The sequence below is a fragment of the Streptomyces filipinensis genome, from assembly GCF_014649495.1.
Classification (GTDB): Bacteria; Actinomycetota; Actinomycetes; order Streptomycetales; family Streptomycetaceae; genus Streptomyces; species Streptomyces filipinensis.
In genome coordinates this window covers 611471-630434 of the sequence record NZ_BMTD01000001.1, presented here as the reverse complement: position 1 = coordinate 630434, position 18964 = coordinate 611471, and the positions used below count along the sequence as shown (strand labels likewise).

Genomic DNA, 18964 nt, shown 5'->3' with positions numbered 1-18964 from the left:
GCGCACCGCCGTTTGCCAGGTGTTTGCCCGGTGCTTGTGAACAGGGGATGCGAGGGGGCCGTACCCGTGGGCGTCACGGGTGTCGTACGGAAGGACCCTCGGGTGTCTCAGGACACGAGCACGCGCCAGCTGGAAACCGAAGCGCCGAAGGACGATGTTCCCGCCGCGCCCACATCCGGCCCGCGCCGTTCCTTCCCGCGGCCCTGGACCGGCTGGGCGGCGCGGGTGCGGCGGTGGCGGGAGGCTCATCCCACGGCCGCTCAGGGTCTCTCCGTCAGCGTGACCGTGCTCGCCGCCGCTCTGGTCGTCGCCGCGCTCGTGATGCCGAACTCGGTGGTGCGGCTGGGGCCCGCGAAGTTCGTGCGGATACCTGCGGAAGCCGTGATCGGTGCCGCGGTGATGCTCGCGCTGCCGCGCCGGCCGCGGGTGGTGACGGCCGCCGTGTCCGGGGTCGCGCTGGCCGCGATGACCGTGCTGAACGCGCTCGACATGGGCTTCAACCAGTACCTCGGCCGCCCCTTCAACGTCGTCCTCGACTGGAGCCTGTTCGGTGACGCGGAGTCGTATCTGGAGGACTCCCTCGGCCGTACGGCCACCCTCGCCGCCGTGGCCGGTGTGATCGCGGCGGTCCTGCTGCTCTGCGTGCTGCTGGCGCTGGCCATGGTCCGGCTGAGCAACCTGCTCGCCCGGCACAGCGGCACCGCGACCCGGGGCACGCTGATCGCGGGCGTCGTCTGGATCACCTGCACCTCGCTCGGCCTGCAGGTGTCCGGCGTGCCGGTCGCCGCCGACAGCACCGCCACCGCGCTGAAGACCCAGGCCCGCCGTATCTCGGCCACGCTCAGGGACGAGGCGGCGTTCGAGAAGGTCGCGAGGGTCGACGCCTTCGGGAACACCCCCGGCAGCCAGCTGGTCCCCGACCTGCGCGGCAAGGACATGGTCTTCACGTTCATCGAGAGCTACGGCCGCAGCGCGATCGAGGACCCGATCATGGCGCCCGGCGTCGACCAGACCCTCGACGCCCGCACCAAGGCCCTGGCCAAGGCCGGTTTCCACGCCAGGAGCGGCTGGCTGACCTCGGCGACCTACGGGGGCAGCAGCTGGCTCGGCCACTCCACCACCATGTCCGGCCTGTGGATCAGCAACCAGCAGCGTTACCGCACGGTCATGGCCAGCGACCACCTCAGCCTCACCGACGCGTTCAGGAAGACCGGCGCCTTCGACACGGTCGGGGTCATGCCGGGGGTGCAGAAGGCGTGGCCCGAGCAGAAGTGGTACGGCCTCGACAAGGTCTACAACGCCTTCCAACTCGGCTACCGGGGACCGAAGTTCAGCTGGTCGACGATGCCCGACCAGTACGCGCTGCAGCAGTACCAGGACCGGGTGCACAGCAAGAGGCCCGCCGACGGCAAGGCGCGGATGTCACTGCTGATCCTCACCTCCAGCCATCAGCCCTGGGCGCCGATCCCGAAGATGGTCGGCTGGGACCAGCTGGGTGACGGCTCGGTCTTCAAGGGCATCCAGGCGGCGGGCAACGACCCGGCCGACGTCATCGCGGACACCACCAAGTCCCGCCAGGAGTACGGCAAGTCGATCCAGTACTCGGTGACCGCGCTGACCCAGTGGCTGCAGCGCTACGGCTCCAAGGACACGGTGCTCGTCTTCCTCGGCGACCACCAGCCCATCGCCCGGGTCAGCGGCAACCACGCCAGCCGTGACGTGCCGGTCTCCATCGTCGCCAAGGACCCGAAGGTGCTCGACAAGATCGCGGGTTGGGGGTGGACGGACGGCCTGCGTCCGGCCCACAACGCCCCGGTCTGGAAGATGAGCGCCTTCCGCGACCGCTTCCTGACGGCCTACGGCTCGACCCCGCACCCGAAGAAGGGCTGACCCGGAAGGCGGGCGGGAGAACAGACCGCTCAGCCGCCGGAGGTGTCCAGCTCCGCGTCCTCGCTCACGCCCGCGCAGTCGTAGGGGTCCTTCAGCCAGCCGTCCGGCAGCACCACCCGGTTGTTGCCGGACGTGCGGCCGCGGGGCCCGTCCGCGCCGGCCGGCCACGGCTGGTCGAGGTCCAGCTCGTCCAGACCCGCCCGCAGCTCCGCCAGCGAGGACGTGATCGCGAGCCGCTTGCGCATCTCGGAGCCGACCGCGAAGCCCTTCAGGTACCAGGCGACGTGTTTGCGGAAGTCGACGACCCCCTTGGACTCGTCGCCGATCCACTCGCCGAGCAGGGTGGCGTGCCGGACCATGACGTCGGCGACCGCACGCAGGTCCGGCCGGGCCACGTCCTCGGCGCGTCCCTCGAACGCCGCGACCAGGTCGGAGAACAGCCACGGCCGCCCGAGGCAGCCGCGCCCCACGACGACCCCGTCGCAGCCGGTCTCGCGGACCATCCGCAGCGCGTCCCCGGCCGACCAGATGTCGCCGTTGCCGAGCACCGGGATCTCCGGCACGTGCTCCTTCAGCCGGGCGATCGCGTCCCAGTCGGCGGTGCCGCCGTAGTGCTGGGCGGCCGTGCGGCCGTGCAGGGCGATCGCCGTGACGCCCTCCTCGACGGCGATACGGCCGGCGTCGAGGTAGGTGATGTGGTCGTCGTCGATGCCCTTGCGCATCTTCATCGTGACGGGGAGGTCACCGGCGCCGCTCACGGCCTCCCGGAGGATCGCCCGCAGCAGGTTCCGCTTGTACGGCAGCGCGGAGCCGCCGCCCTTGCGGGTGACCTTCGGGACGGGGCAGCCGAAGTTCAGGTCGATGTGGTCGGCCAGGTCCTCCTCCGCGATCATGCGGACGGCCTTGCCGACGGTCGCCGGGTCGACGCCGTACAGCTGGATCGAGCGCGGCTGCTCGCTCGCGTCGAACCTGATCAGCTGCATGGTCTTCTCGTTGCGCTCGACCAGCGCCCGGGTCGTGATCATCTCGCTCACGAACAGGCCCTTGCCGCCGGAGAACTCCCGGCACAGGGTACGGAAGGGCGCGTTGGTGATCCCCGCCATGGGGGCGAGCACGACGGGCGGTGTCACGGCGTGCGGGCCGATGGAGAGGGGGTGGGTCATCAGACGGCTCCGAAGCGAACGGGTCGGGCGTACGGCGGATACGCCACGGGACAAGGAACCATTGTCCCTCACCGGGCCCGTCACCCGTCCGCCAGCTCCGCCAGCCGCTCCAGCCGCTCCTCGGTCTCCTCGTCGGCGGGGATGTACGCGACCACCCGGTGGGCCGGTGACTGCGGGGCCAGCCACATGGTGCGGTGTTCGAGGCGGACCAGGCCGACCACCGGGTGCCGGTACCGCTTGACGTGCGGGGACAGGGGCGCGACCTCGTGCCGTTCCCACAGGGCGCGGAACTCCTCGGAGGCCGCCAGCAGCCGGTCCCGGTGCTCCTTCCACACGGGCTCGGCGACATGCTCGGCCATCGCCACCCGGTACTTGGCGATCAGGTCGCGCAGCATCTCGTCCCGGTCGAGGAAGTCCCGCTTCCAGCGCTCGCTGGTGGCCAGCAGCCACAGACAGTTGCGGTCGGCCACCGGGAGCTCGGTGAGGTCGCCGAAGAGCTGGGCGAAGGGGCGGTTGGCGGCGAGGACGTCGTAGCGGGCGTTCTGCAGGGAGGCGGGGTAGGGCGCGAGCCGTTCGACGACCTTGCGCGCCGAGGTGGAGACGACCGGGCACTCGGGGTCGATGCGCGGGTCCGTGGTCCCGGCGAGGGCGAAGAGGTGGGCGCGCTCGGTGGGGTCCATGAGCAGGGCGCGGGCGACGGCGTCGAGCACCTGCGCGGAGACATGGGTGGCGCGGGCCTGCTCGATCCACGTGTACCAGGTGACCCCGACCGCGGAGAGCTGGGCGACCTCCTCGCGGCGCAGGCCGGGCGTGCGGCGGCGCGGGCCGCGCGGCAGGCCGACCTGTTCCGGGGTGACGCGCTCGCGGCGGCTGCGCAGGAAGGCGGCCAGTTCCCGGCGCCGGACGTGCTGCGCCCTGGGGGGCTCGGTGCGGTGTTCCGGCGCTGCGACGGTCATGCAGCAAGGGTGCCGTCCGGTCGTACCCCGGTTCCAGTTGGTGCCGGTACCTGGATGACCACCGCCTGGTACCCGGCTGGGAGCTGCCGGAGAGTCGGGGCGTGACCACGACGACGACCTCTGTGCGTACCGACGCCCCACCCCGCGGCCTCACGGCCCTCGGCCTGCTCACCCTTCTGCTCGGGACCGCGCTGCCGATGATCGACTTCTTCATCGTCAACGTCGCCCTGCCGGCGATCGAGCGCGATCTGCACGCTCCGCCGGCCACGCTGGAGATGGTGGTGGCCGGATACGCGGTGGCGTACGCGGTGCTGCTGGTCCTCGGCGGCCGGCTCGGCGACACCTACGGCCGGCGGCGGCTGTTCCTGTGGGGTGTGGCCGCCTTCGGGCTGACCTCGCTGGCCTGCGGACTGGCGCCGGGTGCCTGGTGGCTGGTGGCGGCGCGGGTCGCGCAGGGTGCCGCGTCGGCGGCGCTGCTGCCGCAGGTGCTGGCCACCATCCACGCGACGACGTCCGGTGAGCGGCGGGCCCGGGCGGTGGCCCTGTACGGCTCGGTCGGCGGGGTGTCCGTCGTGCTCGGGCAGGTGCTGGGCGGGATGCTGGTCGCCGCGGATCTGGCGGGCACGGGCTGGCGTGCGGTGTTCCTGGTGAACGTGCCGGTGGCCGTCGCCGCCCTGGTCTGTGCGCTGCGGTCGGTGCCGGACAGCCGGTCCGAGCGGCCCGCGCGCGGTGATCTCGCCGGTACGGCGCTGCTGGCGGCGGCGCTGATCGCGCTGCTGCTGCCGCTGACCGAGGGCCGGGCGGCGGGCTGGCCGCTGTGGTCGGTGCTGCTGCTGTGCGCGGCGCCGCTGCTGGCGGCCGGGTTCTACGGGGCGCAGCGGCGGGACGAGCGGGCCGGCCGGAGCCCGCTGCTGCCGCCGTCCCTGCTCACCGCCCCTGAGGTGCGCCGGGGCCTGCTGCTGGGGCTGCCGGTGTTCGTCGGCTTCGCCGGCTGGATGTTCGTGAGCGCGGTGACCCTGCAGGAGGGCCTGGGCTACGGGCCGCTGCGGGCGGGGCTGACGCTGGTGCCGATGGGGGTGGCGCAGTTCGCCGCGTCGCTGCTGGCGCCGTGTGCGGTGCGGCGGTGCGGCGGGCGGGCGGTGACGCTGGCCGCGGTGGTGCACATCGCGGGGCTGGTGACGGTGACGGCGACCGTGCTGCTGGGCCCCTGGCCGCGGCTGAGCCCCCTGGCCCTCTCCCCCGGCCTGGTGCTGTGCGGGCTGGGTCAGGGCCTGCAGCTGCCCCTGTACTACCGGATCCTGCTGGCGGCGGTCCCGGCCCGGCTGGCGGGTGCGGGCAGCGGGCTCGCGGCGACGCTCCAGCAGTCGTGCCTGGCGGTCGGGGTGGCGACGCTCGGTTCGCTGTTCCTGTCCCTCGTGCCCGGTGTCGGCATGCGGGAGGCGCTGGCGGTGGTGCTGGCGGTGCAGGCCGTGGGGCTGCTGGGGCTGGGCCGGCTTGGCCTGCGGCTGCCCCGGGTACTGGGATAGCCGTCGGGCCGGCCGGCCCATGATCATGCACAGTACATCAATTAGGCACACTATTAGTTAGACGCACTATCGAGATGGGCGTACGATCCGAACCATGCCCGAGTCGAGCCACCGCCGCCGTCTGCTCGTGCTCGCGATCTGCTGCATGAGCCTGCTGATCGTGAGCCTGGACAACACCGCGCTGAACGTGGCGCTGCCCTCCATGCAGCGCGATCTGCACACCACCACCTCCGGTCTGCAGTGGACGATCGACGCCTACACGCTGGTGCTCGCCTCGCTGCTGATGCTCGCGGGCTCGACGGCCGACCGCATCGGCCGCAAGAAGGTCTTCATAACCGGCCTGACGGTGTTCACCCTCGGCTCCGTGCTCTGCTCCGTGGCCCCGAACCTGGCCCTGCTGGTGGTGTTCCGCATGGTGCAGGCGATCGGCGGTTCGATGCTCAACCCCGTCGCCATGTCGATCATCACCAACACCTTCACCGACGCCCGGGAGCGGGCCCGGGCCATCGGCGTGTGGGGCGCGGTGGTCGGTGTCTCCATGGCGGCGGGCCCGCTGGTCGGCGGGCTGCTCGTGCAGTCGGTGAGCTGGCGCGCGATCTTCTGGGTCAACCTCCCGGTCGGCCTCGCGGCCCTCCTGCTCACCCTCCGTTTCGTCCCCGAGTCCCGCGCGCCCAAGGCCCGTCGCCCCGACCCGGTCGGCCAGCTCCTGGTCATCGCCCTGTTCGGTTCGCTGACATACGCGATCATCGAGGCGCCGGTCTCGGGCCCGGCCGCCGTGGCCCCCTGCTTCGCGATCGCCTTCGCGGCGCTCGTCGGCTTGCTGTGGTACGAGCCCCGCCGCGCCGAACCCCTCATCGACCTGCGCTTCTTCCACTCGGCGCCGTTCAGCGGGGCCACCGTGATAGCGATCAGCGCGTTCGCGGCGCTGGGCGGCTTCCTGTTCCTGTCCACGCTCTATCTGCAGAACGTCCGCGGTCTCGACGCCCTGCACGCGGGCCTGTGGATGCTGCCGATGGCCGCGCCGACGTTCCTGTGCGCGCCGCTGTCCGGCCGCCTGGTGGGCAGCCGCGGCCCGCGCCTGCCCCTGCTGGTGGCCGGTGCGGCGATGACGGCGAGCGGCGTCCTCTTCGCGGCCTTCGAGGCGGAGACCGCCAACGCCACCCTCCTCATCGGCTACGTCCTCTTCGGCGTCGGCTTCGGCTTCGTGAACGCGCCGATCACCAACACGGCCGTCTCCGGCATGCCGCGCGCCCAGGCCGGGGTCGCCGCCGCGGTCGCCTCGACGAGCAGGCAGCTGGGCCAGACGCTCGGCGTCGCGGTGGTCGGCGCGGTCCTGGCCTCCGGCGTCGGCACGTCCCCGTACCGGTCCGTGTTCGTCTCGGCGGCCCGCCCCGGCTGGTGGATCCTCACCGCCTGCGGCCTGGCGGTCCTCCTGCTCGGCCTGCTCACCAGCGGCCGGTGGGCCCGCCGGACCGCGGAACGCACGGCCGGGAAACTGGAGTCGGCCCAGGTCCGCCGGCCGGTGGAAGCGGCTCAGGACGCCTGACCGCCGCCGGAGCCGTCCAGGCGGAACGGGGAGCCCGCGGTCGTCGGGGACCAGCCCGCGCCCAGGGCCCGCCGGACGGCCCGGGCCACTTCGGACGGGAGGACCGGAACGGCGTCGTGCCCCAGCAGGTTGCCGGGGTGGGGACGACCGGTCGTGACGATCAGCGTCGTGCCGGGAGTGTCCGCGTGCTCGACCGCGAAGGTGCCCGCGGTCCAGCCCAGGGCCTGGGCGTAGGTCGGCCTGCGGCGCACGCGCCAGCGGTAGGCCGTGCCGTCGACGACGATACGGCGGGCTCCCCCGCGAGGCAGCGCCATCGGCCGCTCAGACCCCGGCCCCGGTGGCGCGGGCGATGTCGTACAGCCTCTCCAGCCGCTCGCGGGACTCCTCGTCGGCCGGGGTGTACGTCACCATGCGGGCGCCCAGTTCGGGGCCCAGCCACAGGTCCGTGTGCTCCAGCTTGAGGTGCCCGACGTGGGCGTTGAGGAACTCCTTGGTCTTGGAGCGGACGCCCATCACCTCGTAACGCTGCCAGTTCTCGCGGAACTTCGGGGACTCCTCCAGACGCTTGAGCAGCATCTTCCAGGCCGGTTCGCCGAGGTGGCCGGCCAGGGACGCGCGCAGCCGGGCCGCCATCAGGCGCTGGGTCTCCTCCAGGTGCACGACCGACGCCTGCCACTCCTTGTTCGTGTACACGAGGAGCATGCAGTTGCGGTCCTGCGCAGGCAGCGCGTCCAGGTCGCACAGGAGGCGCCCGTAGGTGCGGTTGTGGGCGAGGATGTCGTACCGGCTGTTCTGGACGCAGGCCGGGATCGGCTCCAGCTGGCGCAGCATCGCGCGCAGCGCCGGGGTGACGCTCGGACAGTTCGCGGCGGGGGTCGGATCGGTGGCGCCGGCCAGCTGGAAGAGGTGGGCGCGCTCGCTGGCGTCCAGCATCAGGCTGCGGGCCAGGGCGTCCAGGACCTGGACGGAGACCTGGATGTCCCGGGCCTGTTCGAGCCAGGTGTACCAGGTGACTCCGACCGCGGACAGCTGCGCGACCTCCTCCCGGCGCAGGCCCGGCGTGCGGCGGCGGGCGCCGCGCGGCAGGCCCACCTGCTCGGGGGCGATGCGCTCGCGGCGGCTGCGCAGGAACGCGGCCAGCTCGTGCCGTCGGATCTCCGAGCCCCTGGGCCGCGGTGCGGCGGTCTCCCGGGTCGTGGCCGTCGTCGTCATGGGTCCAGGGTGCCCGCATCCTGATCCTGTTGCCAGGTAGTTCTTCTACCAGGATCAGGACACTCTGGTACCCGTCTGGGCGGTGGCGCAGGCTCGGGGCCATGAGTGAAACCGTCACCACCCGGGCCGTTCCCGCGACGGCCGCGCCGCCCGCACTCGGCGGGCTCGGGCTGTTCACCGTTCTGCTGGCCGCGGCGCTGCCGCTGGTCGACTTCTTCATCGTCAACGTCGCCCTGCCGGCCATCGGCGCCGACCTCGCCGCCGGCGAGGCCGTGCTGGAACTGGTCGTGGCCGGGTACGGGGTCGCCTACGCCGTGCTGCTGGTGCTCGGCGGGCGGCTCGGGGACCTGTTCGGGCGGCGCCGGCTGTTCCTCGGCGGCATGGCCGCGTTCGGGCTGACCTCGCTGGCCTGCGGGCTGGCGCCCGGCGCCTGGAGCCTGGTCGCGGCGCGGGTCGCGCAGGGCGCCTCGGCCGCCGCGATGCTGCCGCAGGTGCTCGCCACCATCCAGGCCACCACGCACGGCGCGCGCCGCGCGAAGGCCATGAGCCTGTACGGCGCCACGGCCGGGCTGTCCATGGTGGCGGGGCAGATACTCGGCGGGGTGCTCGTCGCCGCCGATGTCGCCGGGACCGGCTGGCGGTCGGTGTTCCTCGTCAACGTGCCCGTGGTCGTGGTCGGTCTCGTCCTCGCCGTGCGCGTCGTGCCCGAGACGCGCTCGCCGCGCCCGGAGCCCGTCGACGGTCCCGGCACCGTTCTGCTCGCGGTGTCCCTGCTGACGCTGCTCGCCCCGCTCACCGAGGGCCGGGCGGCGGGCTGGCCGCTGTGGACGTGGCTGTCGCTGGCCGCGTTCCCGTTCGCCGCCGGCGCGTTCTGGGCCGTGGAGCGGCGGGCCGACCGGGCGGGCCGGACCCCGCTGGTGCCGCCGAGCCTGCTGGCGCTGGCCTCGCTGCGGCGGGGCCTGGTGCTGATGGTGCCGTTCTCCGTCGGCTTCAGCGGGTTCATGTTCGTGATCGCACTGGCGCTGCAACAGGGCGCCCGGCTCGGGCCGGTGCCGGCCGGGCTGGCCCTCGCGCCGATGGCCGTGGTGTTCCTGTTCGTCTCCCTCGCCGGACCCCGGCTGATCGCCCGCTACGGCAGCCGGGTCGTCACCGCGGGATCCGTCGTGCAGGGTGTGGGCGTGCTGCTGATCGTGCTGGCCGCCTGGCGGGACTGGCCGCATCTGGACGTCGGCTCGCTGCTGCCGGGCGCGGCCGTGGCCGGTGCCGGGCAGGCGCTCCAACTGCCCAACGTGCTGCGGATCGTGATGTCCGAGGTGCCGCCGGCCCGGGCCGGTGTGGGCGGTGGCGTGATGGTCACCACCCAGCAGTCCGCGCTCGCCCTCGGCGTGGCCACGCTCGGCACCCTGTTCCTCACCCTCGTACCGCACCTCGGCATGCGGGACGCCCTGGTCACCACGCTGCTGGTCCAGCTGGCCGGGATCGTGGTGACCGGCCTGCTCAGCCTGCGCCTGCCCCGCGAGGTCGGCTGAACCCAGCCGTTCGGCTGCGCCGACTCCCGCATAGGACAGCCCCGCACACGAGACCGACCGCCACGAACGGTGCGGCCGGTGCGGCCGGTGCCGCCGATACCGCCTGTGCCGACCGGTCCCCCCAGGGCGCCGGCACGGCCGGTGAGGCCGGTAGGCCGGTATGCCCGCTGATGCTGCCGGCACGGCCGGCACGCCGGTACGGCCAGTGCCGCCGACGTGCCCGCTGCCACCGACAGGGCCGGTGCTGCGGGTCGACCGGGGTGGCCGGTGCCGCCAGTACCACGGCGTCGCTGCTGGGGGCCAGGGCCGCCGGCACAGCCGGTGCCACCGGTGTGGCCTGTGCCGCCGGTACCGCCACCACCGGTGTGGCCCGTGCAGCCAACGCAGCCGGCGCCGCCAGTGCCGCCAGTCCCGTCTGTGGGGCCAGTGCCGCCGATGCCACCGGTGCGGCCGGTACCACCACCACCGGTGTGGCGCCCGCTTGGCCCGTGCAGCCAACACAGCCGGCGCCGCCAGTCCCGCCGGTGTGGCCGGTACCGCCAGTGCCGCCACCACCGGCGTGGTGACCGCTTTGGCCCGTGCGGCCTACACAGCCGGCGCCGCCAGTCCCGCCTGTGCGGCCAGTGCCGCCGATGCCGCCAGTGCCACCGCCACCGGTGTGGCGCCCGCTTGGCCCGTGCAGCCAACACAGCCGGCGCCGCCAATCCCGCCGATGCCGCCGGTGTGGCCGGCACCGCCCATACAACCGGTACGGCCGGTACCACCAGTACTGCCGGTGCCGCCGAAGCACGTCGCCCCCGGCTGACACCGGGCCGGCCGTCGGCCCGCCGCCAGCCTGAGCGGCCCCACCGGGAGCCGCCTCACCGGGAACCCTCCCATCGAAACCGTCCCACCGGGAGCCCTCCCATCGGGAACCGTCTGATCGAGAGCGTCCCTCCGAGAGCCGAGAGCCCACGCGCCAAGAGCCGCCCCACCGGGAGGCCTCCCACCAGGAGCCGCCCCACCGGGAGGCCTCTCATCGGGAGCCGGCCACCAAGAGCGTCCCTCCGGGAAGCCCTGTCCGGCCGTCCTCGGAAGCGGAGTCAGGGGGCTTTCGGGCGGCCCCGGTTGGAGGAGTCCGGCGGCCCCGGTTGGAGGAGTTCAAGTGGCCCGCCCCTCCGCGGGCCTTCGATACTCCTGGCAGGAGACCTTGCAATGCCTCCGACCCGCCTCTTCCTCCCGCGGGCTCACCACGCCGGGGCGCGGCAAGGGGCGTCCCCCTGTGTCTCGGCAGATCGCGGATCCCCGACCGGGCATCGTGCGGTCGCTGCACCCTCATGGCAGGAAGGCACCAGAATGTCACTTCTGACGCATGCGGCGCGTCGTGTCCGCCCAGTCACAGCCGCCCTCACCACCGCGACAGCCCTCCTCATCGCCTGCGTCGTCCAGACGTCGCCGGCGACGGCGGCGACGGCGACGGCGGCGACGGCGACGGCGGCGACGGCGACGGCGAAGACGGCATCCCGGCCGGCCGGCTCGGAGGCGGACGCCCGGGCCGACGGGGGTACGCCGTCGAGCATCTCCACCCTCTCCGACAAGTGGAACCGGCCCTGGGCGATCACCTTCCTGCCGAACGGGATGTACGCGCTGGTGACCGAGCGCTTCACGTCCACCGTGCATCTCCTGGGACGGGACGGCTCCAAGAAGATGGTGGGCACGGTACCCAACACGGTGGTCCCCGACGTCGATCCCACGAAGGGCTCGGGCGGACTGCTCGGGGTCGCCCCGTCGCCGACCTGGAACGGCACTACGGACAAGGACGTGTTCTTCGTCCACACGGCCGCCGAAGGCACCCGGATCGTGAAGATGAAGTTCGACGGCAAGACGCTCAGCGGCTACACCGTCCTTGTCGGCGGCATCAAGAGGGGCGCGGACCACAACGGCGGCAAGATCGCCTTCGGTCCCGACGGATACCTGTACGTGGCCACCGGCGACGCCCAGACCGGGAGCCTCGCGCAGAACAGGAACTCGCTCAACGGCAAGATCCTGCGCATCACCAAGACCGGCGCGGCGGCACCCGGCAACCCGTTCGGCAACCGCGTGTACAGCCTCGGGCACCGCAACCCCCAGGGCTTCGCCTGGGACACCCGGGGCAGGCTGTGGGCGTCCGAGATCGGCGAGGCCAAGTGGGACGAACTCAATCTGATCAAGGCGGGAGCGAACTACGGCTGGCCCCTGTGTGAAGGGACCTGCGGCACGGCGGGAATGACGAATCCCAAGTTCGTCTGGAAGCCGGAGGACGGAGGCGTACCCGCCCAGGTCGCGATCGTGAACAACGTCATCTACGTGACGACGCTGCGCGGACAGCGACTGTGGCGGCTTCCGATCGACGGCACCGGCCAGGGGATCGGAACAGCGAAGTCGTACTACGTCAACACCTACGCGCGGCTGCGGGCTCTCACCACGGTGCCCGGCACCAACCAGCTGTTGATGGGCACGAGCGACCGCGGCACCGACAGGGACTTCGTCCTCAAAGTGACGATCAAGTAGCCCCCTCGCTGCCGCGAAGGGGTGGACCCACCTCCCCGAAAGGAAGGTACCCACCATGAACGAAGTCATCGAGCAGGCGGAGCAGCCGGTCAGGGCCACCGAGGCGCCGGGCGACGCCGTCGTGTGGCAGACCCCGGACTACACGGTCGTCGACACCGCGCTTGAGGTCACGGCCTACTCCCTGACGGCGCGTTAGCCTGCCGCCGACGGCGGCATCCCCAGCGGAACCGCGCGTGCCCCGGACGGCTCGGGGCACGCGCCCGTCCCCGAAGAGATGGTGATCGAGCAGTGTCCACGGCAGTCACCCGGGCCGCCGAGCCCTGGAGCCCCGCGGAGTTCGAGTCCCGCCTGCGCGCGGTGGGCCAGGAGCGGTACCACGACCGCCACCCCTTCAACGTGCGCATGCACACGGGCGCCCTGAGCCCGGCGGAGCTGCGCTGCTGGATCGCCAACCGTTTCCACTACCAGCGCCACATCCCCGTCAAGGACGCGCTGATCACCGCCAAGCTGGACACCCCGCTGCTGCGGAGGATGTGGCTGCGCCGGATCGAGGACCACGACGGGCGCCGGGAGGGCGAGGGCGGCATCGAGCGGTGGCTGCGGCTCGGGGAGGCGGCCGGCCTGGACCGGGGGACCCTCCTGTCCGGACGGGCCGTCCTGCCGGGGGTGCGGCTGGCGGTGGAGGGCTATGTGAACTTCTGCCGCCTGCGCGGGCCGCTGGAGGCGGTGGCCGCCTCGCTCACCGAGTTGTCCGCCCCCGATCTGATGCGCCTGCGCATCGAGGCCTTCGAACGCCACTACCCGTGGATCGAGGCGGACGGACTGGCGTACTTCCGCACCCGTGTCGAGCAGGGCCGGCGCGACAGCGGCGAGGCGCTCGCACTCGTCCTGGACTGGGCGCGCACCCGCACGGACCAGCAACGGGCGGTGGACGCGCTCTCCTTCAAGTGCGATGTGCTGTGGGCCCTGCTCGACGCCGTGCAGCAGGCCGGGCGGTCCGAGCCCGCCGACGAAAGGGAACGGGACGGCCTGCGGGACCGTACGCGATGACGGCGCCCGAGCGGGAGTGGTGCCCCGCCCTGCCCCCGGCCCTGACGCTGCGGCACGACACCGTACGCGGCACGGACCTGCTGGTCCTGCCGGAACGCGTCGTCGTCCTCAAGGGACACGCCGGCACGGTCCTCGGCCTGTGCGACGGCACCCGCACCGTACGCGGCATCGTCGACGCGCTGGCCGAACGCTTCCCCGACGCGCCGGTGGCCACCGACGTCCCCCTCTTCCTCGACCGCCTGCACCGGGAGGGCTGGCTCCGGTGACCGACGCCTCGCGCCCCGAAAGGCCCGCCCCTCCCTGGGCCCTGCTCGCCGAACTCACCCACGCCTGTCCGCTGCACTGTCCGTACTGCTCCAACCCGCTGGAACTCGCCCGCCGTTCGAGCGAGCTGAGCACCGGGGAGTGGGCGGACGTGCTGCGCCAGGCAGGCGAGCTGGGCGTCGTCCACACGCATCTGTCCGGCGGTGAGCCCCTGCTGCGCCCCGATCTGGCGGACATCGTCGCCGCCGCCGAGGCCGCCGGGATCTACACCCAGCTCGTCACCAGCGGCACCGCTCTGGACGAAGCCAGGCTGGCCGCCCTCACCGCGGCCGGGCTGCGCAGCGTCCAGCTCTCCGTCCAGCACGCCGACGCGCGCGCCAACGACCGCATCGCCGGGCGCCCGTCCTCCTTCGCCGCCAAGGAGCAGGCCGCGGCCCTCGTCCGCCGGGCCGGGCTCCCGCTGGGCCTCAACATCGTCCTGCACCGCGACAACCTGGACGCCGTCGGTGCCCTCATCGAGCTCGGCGTGGCCTGGGGCGCGGACCGGATCGAGCTGGCCAACACCCAGTTCTACGGCTGGGGTCTGCTCAACCGGGCGGCGTTGCTGCCCACCCGCGACCAGGTCACCCGCGCCCACGAGGCCGTCGAGGACTGGCGGACGCGGCTCGCCGGCCAAGTCGAGCTGATCTGGGTCGTCCCCGACTACTTCGACGGCGTCGCCAAACCGTGCATGGGCGGCTGGGGGGCGGTCTCGCTGACCGTCGCCCCCGACGGGACGGTCCTGCCCTGCCCGGCCGCCGCCGCTCTGCCGGACCTCGCCGCGCCCAACGTCCGCGACCGTTCCCTGGCCTGGATCTGGGAACGGTCCCCGGCCTTCAACCGCTTCCGCGGCACCGACTGGATGACCGGCCCCTGCCGTGGCTGCCCCCGCCGGGAGGAGGACTTCGGCGGATGCCGCTGCCAGGCCTACGCCCTCACCGGCGACCCCGCACGCACCGACCCGGCCTGCGCGTTCTCCCCGGACCACGACCTCGTCCGCCGGCTGTCCGAAGCCGGCCCGGCCGAACCCCCGCCGCCGTACACCTACCGCCGGCCCGGCGCGGCACCCGTGGCGCCGGCCTGAACCGGCGCAGGCGTGGCCGCGCGGGACCGCCCGGGCCGAGGCCACGGGTTGGACAACTCCGGGTGAAGCTCCCCCTGTTGATGTTCGTCTTGCTGCACACTCCTGTCCCGGTCGGGTGCCGGATCCGAGGAGGCGGGAGGCGTCATGCCGCAGGGCAGCAGCACGAGCAAGGTCAGCCGCTGGGACCACCACGGCCGGGAGCACGTCGTCCGGGTCCTGCGCGCGGGGATACAGCGCACCATCAGATGTGACACGTGCGGCTGGCGCAGAGGCGCCCAGTTCCTGCCGTGGCTGAAGGCGGAGGAGCATCTGGCCGAGGTCCACCAGGCGACGGTCGATCCGGCCACGGCCCGGCAGTCGTCAAGGTGAGAAGCTGGGCCGTCAGCACCCTGCTTGACCTGCGCTCCTACCCAACCGAGGGGCGCGCTGCGGCCCGTCTCGAGTGGCCGCTTTCCCAGAGCCGGGTCAGCCTGGGAAAGGTTCATCGAGCGACAGGAGACGAACATGACCTCGGTACTCCGCCACCACCGCTACGGCCGTACGCTGGGCGCTTGCGCCCTGTCCGTGGCGTTGCTCTCCGGCGGGACGGCCGGAGCCTTCGCCGCCAGCAAGCCCAGCCCCAAGGGCAGTCCCACCAGCAGTCCCACCAGCGCCATGGCATCGATCACCATCACGGCCGACAAGACCTCGGTCAAGGCCGGTGACACGGTGAAGTTCACGGGCCGCACCAAGGGCCTGAAAGTCGGTTCCCCGCTGGTGCTCCAGCATGAGAAGAACGGCAAGTGGGTCCCGCTGAAGGCGACCGCCAAGGTCAAGACCGGCAGCTCCTACGCCCTCACCGCCAAGCTCAACACGACGGGCACGGAGAAGCTGCGCGTCGCCAGCGCGACGATGCACGGAAAGGTCCACTCGCCCACCGTCACCGTGAAGGTGAGCTGAGCCCCCGTATCAGCAGGTCCACGACGGCCGTGAACTCCTCGTCGACGCCGGGAGCGGTCCATTCCCGGGCGTGACAGGGGTCGTGGAAACGGCCGGTGGCCTGGAAGACGGCTCGTGCCGCGGCGGCCGGGTCGGGCACCGGGAAGGTGCCCGACCCGGCCCCTGCCGTGATGATCCGGGTCAGCTGCGCGGTCAGGTCGGCGATGTGCTCCCCGACCACCGTGCCGTTCTCGTCGGTCAGCACCGTGTACGTGGCGAAGAGTTCGGGGTCGTCCCCGGCCTTGTGCCGCTTGGCCTCGAACAGGGCCCCGAGCCAGGCGCGCAGCCGCTCCTCGGGGCTTTCGTCCCGGTCGACGATGACCGCGAGTTTCTCCGACGTCCGGTCCAGCCAGCGCTTGGTGACCGCTTCGCGCAGGGCCGCCTTGGTGCGGAAGTGCCGGTAGACGCTGCCGTGGCTGACGCCGAGCGCGCGGGCCACGTCGACCACGGTGGCCTTGGCCGGGCCGTGCCGGCGCAGCACCTCCTCGGTCGCTTCGAGGATGCGCTCGGCGGTCAGGGTCTCGCTGGTCGGTGCCATGCCCTAGACCGTACCCGGCGTCCCGGTCAGCGCTCGCTGTCGAGGTGGGCCAGCTGCGCGGTCGGGTACCGGTCGCCGGCCGCCGCGTCCGCCGGTACGGCCTCCTCGATCGCCGCCAGCTCGGCGGCGTCCAGGGTCACGTCCAGCGCGCCCAGCGACTCGCCGAGCCGCTCGCGGGTGCGGGCCCCGACGAGGGGCACGATGTCCTCGCCGCGCGAGAGCACCCAGGCGATCGCGGTCTGCGCGACCGTCACGCCCTTCTGCTCGGCGATCTTGCGCAGGGCCTCGACCAGGTTCAGGTTGTGCCGGAGGTTCTCGCCCTGGAAGCGGGGCGAGTGGGCGCGGAAGTCGTTCGCGGCCAGTTGCCGGTCGCGGGCGAAGTGGCCCGAGATCAGCCCGCGCGACAGGACGCCGTACGCGGTGACGCCGATGCCCAGCTCACGGGTGGTGGGCAGGATGTCCCGCTCGATGCCGCGGGAGATCAGCGAGTACTCGATCTGCAGGTCGGCGACCGGGGCGGTGGCGGCGGCCCGCCGGATGGTCTCGGCGCCGACCTCGCTCAGGCCGACGTGCCGGACGTACCCCTTCTCGATCAGTTCGGCGATCGCGCCGACGGTCTCCTCGATCGGCACGTCCGGGTCGAGGCGGGCGATCCGGTAGACGTCGATGTGGTCGACGCCGAGGCGCTGCAGGGAGTAGGCGGCGAAGTTCCGCACGGCGGCCGGGCGGCCGTCGTAGCCGCTCCAGTTGCCGTCCGGGTCGCGCAGGGCGCCGAACTTCACGCTGACCAGGGCCTGCTCGCGGCGGGCGGCCGGGGCGGTGCGCAGGGCCTCGCCGATCAGCATCTCGTTGTGTCCCATGGCGTAGAAGTCGCCGGTGTCCAGCAGGGTGACCCCCGCCTCCAGGGCGGCGTGGACGGTCGCGATGGACTCCGCGCGGTCGGCGTCGCCGTAGAGCGCGGACATGCCCATGCAGCCGAGGCCGAGGGCGGAGACCTGGGGGCCGGTGGTTCCGAGGGTTCGGGTTCGCATCGTCATGCCTTCACCCTGCCATGACAGCTGACAGATTTCAATATCTGTCATTCCATCTTTGTAACCCGCCGGGCGTCCCTGGCCGGCCGGCCAGGCCGGCCGGCCAGGCCGGCCGGGCTGGGCTGGGCACAAAAAAGCCCACCCACCCAGCCGACGGGTCGGATGGGTGGGTGGGCGAAGGGCGGCTGAAGCGTTACCTCAGGCCTCAGCAGCCGAGCAGGCGCTGGGCCAGGTACCCCTCGATCTGGTCCAGCGACACGCGCTCCTGCTTCATGGAGTCCCGCTCGCGCACCGTGACGGCGTTGTCCTCCAGCGTGTCGAAGTCGACGGTCACGCAGTACGGCGTACCGATCTCGTCCTGACGGCGGTAACGGCGGCCGATGGCACCGGCGTCGTCGAACTCGATGTTCCAGTTCTGCCGCAGCGCCTGGGCGAGGCCCTTGGCCTTGGGCGACAGCTCGGGGTTGCGGGACAGCGGGAGGACGGCCACCTTCACCGGGGCGAGGCGGTGGTCGAGCCGCAGCACGGTCCGCTTCTCCATCTTGCCCTTGGCGTTCGGCGCCTCGTCCTCGACGTAGGCGTCGAGCAGGAAGGCCAGCATGGTGCGACCGACACCCGCCGCCGGCTCGATGACGTACGGCGTCCAGCGCTCGCCGGCCTCCTGGTCGAAGTAGGAGAGGTCCTGGCCGGAGGCCTTGGAGTGGGCGCCGAGGTCGTAGTCGGTGCGGTTGGCGACACCCTCCAGCTCGCCCCACTCGCTGCCGCCGAACCGGAAGCGGTACTCGATGTCGGCGGTGCGCTTGGAGTAGTGGGAGAGCTTCTCCTTCGGGTGCTCGTACCAGCGCATGTTCTCCTCGCGCAGGCCCAGGCCCGTGTACCAGTTCCAGCGCTGCTGCATCCAGTACTCCTGCCACTTCTCGTCCTCGCCCGGCTTGACGAAGAACTCCATCTCCATCTGCTCGAACTCGCGGGTGCGGAAGATGAAGTTGCCGGGCGTGATCTCGTTGCGGAAGGACTTGCCCATCTGCGCGATGCCGAACGGCGGCTTGCGGCGCGAGGTGGTCTGCACCTGGGCGAAGTTGGTGAAGATGCCCTGGGCGGTCTCCGGGCGCAGGTAGGCGACCGAGCCGCTGTCCTGCGTCGGGCCGAGGTGCGTCGACAGCAGACCCGAGAACTGCTTGGGCTCGGTGAACTGGCCCTTGTTGCCGCAGTTGGGGCAGTTGATGTCGGCCAGACCGTTCGCCGGGGCGTGACCCTTCTTCTCCTCGTACGCCTCTTCCAGGTGGTCGGCGCGGAACCGCTTGTGGCACGCGGTGCACTCGGTCAGCGGGTCCGTGAAGGTGGCGACGTGGCCGGAAGCGACCCAGACCTCGGGGGCCAGGATGACGGACGAGTCGATGCCGACCACGTCCTCGCGCGACGTCACCATGTAGCGCCACCACTGACGCTTGATGTTCTCCTTGAGCTCGACACCCAGCGGCCCGTAGTCCCAGGCGGCACGCTGTCCGCCGTAGATCTCACTGCACGGGAAAACCAAGCCACGGCGCTTGCTCAGGCTGACGATGGTGTCGATCTTGTCGGCGGCCACGGTGCTCTCTTCATTACGACGACGGGCGTTGAAGCGAGATG

The 18964-nt window shown here is 72.3% G+C and carries 18 protein-coding genes; 11 read left to right on the top strand and 7 right to left on the bottom strand.

The genetic code is table 11. From position 1 onward, the window contains the following. Nucleotides 1–102: 102 nt before the first annotated feature. Nucleotides 103–1890: an alkaline phosphatase family protein gene (locus tag IE244_RS02800; RefSeq protein ID WP_373305700.1), complete on the top strand. Its 1788-nt coding sequence runs from the start codon at nt 103–105 to the stop codon at nt 1888–1890. Between the two features lie 29 nt (nt 1891–1919). Here IE244_RS02800 and dusB read toward each other — a convergent pair whose 3' ends face one another. Both dusB and IE244_RS02790 read right to left on the bottom strand, forming a co-directional pair. Next, entirely contained in the window at nt 1920–3053 is a 1134-nt protein-coding gene (dusB, locus tag IE244_RS02795) for a tRNA dihydrouridine synthase DusB (RefSeq protein ID WP_031158950.1), read from the bottom strand. 80 nt (nt 3054–3133) lie between these two features. Continuing rightward, entirely contained in the window at nt 3134–4009 is an 876-nt protein-coding gene (locus tag IE244_RS02790; protein WP_191870985.1) for a helix-turn-helix transcriptional regulator, read from the bottom strand. Between the two features lie 101 nt (nt 4010–4110). Here IE244_RS02790 and IE244_RS02785 point away from each other — a divergent pair, with 101 nt between their 5' ends. Both IE244_RS02785 and IE244_RS02780 read left to right on the top strand, forming a co-directional pair. Then, nucleotides 4111–5535, top strand: a complete 1425-nt coding sequence (locus IE244_RS02785) for an MFS transporter (protein ID WP_229853923.1) — start codon at nt 4111–4113, stop codon at nt 5533–5535. Nucleotides 5536–5629: 94 nt separating this feature from the next. After that, a complete protein-coding gene (locus tag IE244_RS02780; protein ID WP_191870984.1) occupies nt 5630–7081 on the top strand; it encodes an MFS transporter in 1452 nt (483 codons plus the stop codon). On the opposite strand, the gene IE244_RS02775 is transcribed toward IE244_RS02780, so the two are convergent. Both IE244_RS02775 and IE244_RS02770 read right to left on the bottom strand, forming a co-directional pair. Then, entirely contained in the window at nt 7069–7395 is a 327-nt protein-coding gene (locus tag IE244_RS02775) for a hypothetical protein (RefSeq protein WP_191870983.1), read from the bottom strand. The two genes, IE244_RS02780 and IE244_RS02775, sit on opposite strands and share 13 nt — an antisense overlap. 7 nt (nt 7396–7402) lie before the next feature. Next, nucleotides 7403–8293, bottom strand: coding sequence for a helix-turn-helix transcriptional regulator (locus IE244_RS02770; RefSeq protein WP_191870982.1), 891 nt, complete (start codon nt 8291–8293; stop codon nt 7403–7405). 101 nt (nt 8294–8394) lie between these two features. On the opposite strand from IE244_RS02770, the gene IE244_RS02765 reads away from it, so the two are divergent. From IE244_RS02765 to IE244_RS02730, 8 genes are all read left to right on the top strand, one after another. Next, entirely contained in the window at nt 8395–9822 is a 1428-nt protein-coding gene (locus IE244_RS02765) for an MFS transporter (RefSeq protein WP_191870981.1), read from the top strand. A gap of 1335 nt (nt 9823–11157) precedes the next feature. Next, nucleotides 11158–12351, top strand: a complete 1194-nt coding sequence (locus IE244_RS02760; protein WP_191870980.1) for a PQQ-dependent sugar dehydrogenase — start codon at nt 11158–11160, stop codon at nt 12349–12351. Nucleotides 12352–12406: 55 nt separating this feature from the next. Continuing rightward, the gene (gene pqqA, locus IE244_RS02755; protein ID WP_191870979.1) at nt 12407–12547 is read left to right on the top strand and encodes a pyrroloquinoline quinone precursor peptide PqqA; all 141 of its coding nucleotides are present in this window, start codon (nt 12407–12409) and stop codon (nt 12545–12547) included. A gap of 92 nt (nt 12548–12639) precedes the next feature. Further along, nucleotides 12640–13401 carry a pyrroloquinoline-quinone synthase PqqC gene (pqqC, locus tag IE244_RS02750; protein WP_191870978.1) on the top strand — a complete coding sequence of 254 codons (762 nt, stop codon included), beginning with the start codon at nt 12640–12642 and terminating at the stop codon, nt 13399–13401. Beyond that, the gene (gene pqqD / locus IE244_RS02745; RefSeq protein ID WP_191870977.1) at nt 13398–13667 is read left to right on the top strand and encodes a pyrroloquinoline quinone biosynthesis peptide chaperone PqqD; all 270 of its coding nucleotides are present in this window, start codon (nt 13398–13400) and stop codon (nt 13665–13667) included. Before pqqC ends, pqqD begins: the two co-directional genes overlap by 4 nt. Continuing rightward, nucleotides 13664–14788, top strand: a complete 1125-nt coding sequence (gene pqqE, locus IE244_RS02740; RefSeq protein ID WP_191870976.1) for a pyrroloquinoline quinone biosynthesis protein PqqE — start codon at nt 13664–13666, stop codon at nt 14786–14788. The genes pqqD and pqqE overlap by 4 nt, the downstream gene beginning before the upstream one ends. 144 nt (nt 14789–14932) lie before the next feature. Beyond that, nucleotides 14933–15157 (top strand): hypothetical protein, encoded by a 225-nt coding sequence (locus IE244_RS02735; RefSeq protein ID WP_191870975.1) that lies wholly within the window; start codon nt 14933–14935, stop codon nt 15155–15157. Between the two features lie 135 nt (nt 15158–15292). Beyond that, entirely contained in the window at nt 15293–15727 is a 435-nt protein-coding gene (locus tag IE244_RS02730; protein ID WP_191870974.1) for a hypothetical protein, read from the top strand. Here the strand turns inward: IE244_RS02730 and IE244_RS02725 are convergent. From IE244_RS02725 to IE244_RS02715, 3 genes are all read right to left on the bottom strand, one after another. Further along, a complete protein-coding gene (locus IE244_RS02725) occupies nt 15708–16304 on the bottom strand; it encodes a TetR family transcriptional regulator (RefSeq protein ID WP_191870973.1) in 597 nt (198 codons plus the stop codon). The genes IE244_RS02730 and IE244_RS02725 overlap by 20 nt on opposite strands. 26 nt (nt 16305–16330) lie before the next feature. Next, entirely contained in the window at nt 16331–17341 is a 1011-nt protein-coding gene (locus IE244_RS02720) for an aldo/keto reductase (RefSeq protein WP_191870972.1), read from the bottom strand. Between the two features lie 199 nt (nt 17342–17540). Further along, nucleotides 17541–18923: a glycine--tRNA ligase gene (locus tag IE244_RS02715; protein WP_031158912.1), complete on the bottom strand. Its 1383-nt coding sequence runs from the start codon at nt 18921–18923 to the stop codon at nt 17541–17543. Nucleotides 18924–18964 lie beyond the last annotated feature (41 nt).